This is a genomic window from Vibrio sp. OPT46 (assembly GCF_015163535.1).
GTDB classification, from domain to species: Bacteria; Pseudomonadota; Gammaproteobacteria; order Enterobacterales; family Vibrionaceae; genus Vibrio; species Vibrio alginolyticus.
Map to the genome: position 1 here is coordinate 80,180 of NZ_JADDYG010000372.1, position 3,775 is coordinate 83,954.

3 protein-coding genes and 1 pseudogene are annotated in these 3,775 nt (G+C 43.4%); 3 read left to right on the plus strand and 1 reads right to left on the minus strand.

All coding sequences use genetic code 11. The annotated features are described in order from the left end of the window. Positions 1-275, plus strand: a pseudogene (locus IQR33_RS33390) (ABC transporter ATP-binding protein); the annotation flags it as partial. Continuing rightward, positions 275-1,105, plus strand: a complete 831-nt coding sequence (locus IQR33_RS17500; RefSeq protein WP_171342396.1) for a hypothetical protein — start codon at positions 275-277, stop codon at positions 1,103-1,105. The pseudogene IQR33_RS33390 and the gene IQR33_RS17500, both read left to right, overlap by 1 nt. A gap of 99 nt (positions 1,106-1,204) precedes the next feature. On the opposite strand, the gene gltS is transcribed toward IQR33_RS17500, so the two are convergent. Then, on the minus strand, positions 1,205-2,440 hold the full coding sequence (gltS, locus tag IQR33_RS17505; protein WP_005374448.1) for a sodium/glutamate symporter: 1,236 nt from the start codon (positions 2,438-2,440) through the stop codon (positions 1,205-1,207). A gap of 862 nt (positions 2,441-3,302) precedes the next feature. On the opposite strand from gltS, the gene IQR33_RS17510 reads away from it, so the two are divergent. Continuing rightward, positions 3,303-3,775, plus strand: a 473-nt coding sequence (locus tag IQR33_RS17510; protein ID WP_228013961.1) for a DUF4344 domain-containing metallopeptidase, incomplete at its 3' end; no start/stop codon positions are given.

Consider the following 3,775-nt stretch of genomic DNA (forward strand, 5'->3'; position numbering starts at 1 on the left):
AGCACTTGCTGACAGATGTTCTGATTCTTAAGCATGGTCGCCCCGTTCTGCAAACCTCGATGGACAGTATCAGTGAAGACTATTTCATTCTTGAAGCCAACGACGAGCACCGCACACAAATTGAAGCGATGAACCCACTCTCGTCACAAAAAGGCCTCGGTTCAACGAAATGGTTACTCAAAGCCCAGTATGCCCAACAAGCAGAAACAATGGGCTCCATCCATGGGGTTAAGTTAGCGGATCTATTTTTAGCATTGCAGAAGGAGGCAGCGTAATGCGTTCAGTTGTCGCGATGTTGCAAAAAGAGTGGTTAGAAAACCCTCTTGTTTTACGTATTCCACTGTTTGTGTTGGCGTGTGGAGTTATTCTCTTTGTGAGTTTAATGAGTAACGATACTCTACAACACAATATGTTTTTCCAAATGAGCTTTGGTGGCGATGTCAGTGACATTCACAAAGAGCTTGGTGATGACGTCAATATGTTGATTTCCGGAGGAGCAGGGCTGCTGTCTATCTTGTTAGCCGTTCAGTACTTCCCAAGAACGCTACGCAAAGAACGGGCGGAAGGCAGCATTATGTTTTGGCGCAGTATGCCTGTCAGTGACATAAAAACCCATTTAGTGAAGCTAGGATTTGGCTTATTGGTGATTCCGCTTGTCTGCTCGGTGCTCGTACTCGCTGCAAATTTAATGTTGTGGTTGCTGAACATCTCTACTGATCACCAATTGGCTTTATTGTACCGCCAAGCCTCGTTAGGTTACGTGCTGCTGCATTGGGGAGAGTTTTTAATCAGAATGTTGTTCACCGGTATTCTGCTGTTACCGCTGGCATTAACTGCGATGGCTATTTCACAAAAAGTGAACTCACCACTGGTCATTTTGTTTATCGCCATTTATGCGCTGCGTTGGATGCCTATCGCACTTTTTGGTTTCTACGGGCTAGATCAGTTTTTCTCCGAAGTGCTTTACCTTCCGCTGCACGCCATTATTACACCAAACCCATTCAATGCCATTCCTCAAGCGGGTTGGTTAAACGTTGGCATTTACGCCTTCATTGGTATTCTTGGTTGGACAGCTAGCCTCAAGTTCAGCCGAACTATCCAATAATGCTTCGTTCAATAAACGACCAAACCAAGTCATAAAAAAACGGTCACAACCAGTGTTGTGACCGTTTTATTTCGCCTCTAGGAGCTCATCCACTTAACTTTAACCAAGGAATGAAATGTAGCCTTGCAAGATAATTAAGTTGACGATGTCGATAAAGAAAGCGCCCACAATTGGCACCACCATAAATGCTTGTGGCGACGGGCCAAATCGGTTAACGATCGAACCCATGTTCATTACGGCTGTTGGGGTTGCCCCCAAGCCAAAACCGCAGTGCCCCCCTGCAATAACAGCAGCATCGTAGTTGCTTCCCATCACTTTGAACGTAACATAGTACGTAAAGATTGCTAAGACGACAGACTGCACAGCTAAAATAACCAAGAATGGAATCGCTAGATCGAAGATATTCCATAACTTCAAGCTCATCAGAGCCATCGCTAAGAACAGAGATAGCGATACCGTACCTAACATATCTACCGTTTCGGCATCTAACTTACGAATCTTGGTCACTTCCAAGAAATTCGTAATGATCACACCAATGAATAGCGCATATACGAAGTCTGGAATCATCAGCCATGAGATTTCATACGTGCTTACCCATTGCTCGACATACTTGGCCCCAGTAACACAGATCAGTAGGAAGAAGAGTTTCTCCACCACTTTTTTCGCCGTTACTTTATCTTCTTCGTATTCATTGTAAGTCACCAACTCCGGGAATTTCTCGTGAGTTTTGGCATCTCGACCACCACGACCATACTCAGACTCTATGCTGTTCTTTTCGACTAGGCGCTGCGCTACAGGGCTACCAATGATACCGCCGATGATCAAACCAAAAGTCGCTGATGCCATTGCAATTTCTAAGACGTTATCCAATCCATACACGTCTTGAAAGGTTTGTGACCACGCAGCACCTGTACCATGACCACCAGACAGAGTAATCGAGCCAGCAATTAACCCCATCAAAGGATCTAAACCGAGCGCCGCCGCAAGTGAAACGCCAACGCCGTTTTGTATGATGATGTAAAACGATGCGACAGCTAAGAAGATAAAAACCTTCGCACCTCCTTTCATCAACTGAGTGTAATTTGCGGCCAAACCAACTGTCGCAAAAAACATTAACATAAACGTATTTTGTAATGGCAAGTCGAACTCTAAATCGATGCCGTTGAAATGAAGAGCAGTAATCATGCAGGCTACAATAAGACCACCTACAATCGGCTCAGGTATGTTGAATTTCTTTAAAATCGGTAGCTTAGCATTAATAAAATGCCCCAGGAAAAGCACACTAATTGCGACCAAGAAGGACTCCAGTGCACCTACAGATATTAAATGATTCATATCGCCTCTTATTATTGTTCTCTTCATTCTCCGTAATGAATGAGTGTTAGTTTAACCTTCGTTCAATAGCAAATTTTCTCGCTTTATTGTTTCGAAAATACTCAAAAAGTTGGTGTAGATGCGCCTTAGGCTAGTTTAAGGGGCGCTCCTTAAGCGATGTGTCAGTTTTTACGCTGTTAGCAAGCCCTTAAATGTGAAAGGAGCTGATACAGCTCCTTCAAATGGCCCCTCGCAATACCTGTGCGTTATCGCTTGGGGTGTCGTGTTGTGAGTAAATTCTGGGTGACACTTTCTGAACCACTTCGGGCTCCCTTACTTAAACAGAATGTGTCAATTACTATCAAACAAAGTTCCTTCCCGTTGTAACCGCTAAACGCCGAGAGCGCGTTCAAAACAATTGGGTTTGCCTGTTCCTGTCGTAGCTTTTCAACTCTGGCTCATGGTGTATAAACGAGCCGAATCCAAGGAAACTCTCAGGCTGCAACAAACGTTTTCGTCACAACGGAGCAGGATTATAACATATCGCTGATAATTTTCTTCAATTCAGTGACATTCACCAACCCCATAGTTAAACCTTGCAATGATTAACTGCCTATTATCATTTTCACAGATAAAGATCGAAGCACAGTTACTCAGTAAGCTTCTTAGAATACGATGCATAGCTAATAACTTCACCGCCGTTCTTATCCAAGAGGTCTTGATAAACGCCCTAGAGAACCAAGCAGCCGAAATATGCGATGTTATCATGATTGCTTTTCGAGACCGACGTCCCGACTTTGGCTAATGAGTACAACCCCAACTATGCATCAGACAAAAACATGTATAATTTTTTATACAAGTTATTCAATAACAAGAGTCCCACATGAACATTCATTCGCTTTGCGCTGCGCTATTACTCAGCGTCGTCTCATCAGCTACAGCAGCTGAAAACATTCGTATTCAATATTCTCCCGTAGAGACAACTCATGAAAAAATTGCCCAACAATCGATTCAAAGCAGCGATGTAAACACCATCTTTGCTGAGCTATCTCAGGCCTACTTTCCATTTGATAAAGCTCTCACGCTGGTTTACGGCGGAGAAGATGGTCCAATGTATGATCCTGATACACACACAATATACGTTCCTTACACTTTTTATTTGGAGTCGCTCAATTACTTCTCCAATAATCAGTATGAAGAACGCTTCGGAAAATCTCCAAAAACAGGGGCGCTAGATACGTTATTGCACACTTTACTTCATGAAGCTGGACATGCTTACATCGAAGATCAAAGCATCCCTGTTCTCGGAAAAGAAGAAGATGCGGTCGATAATTTTGCCACTATTTTAATGATTGA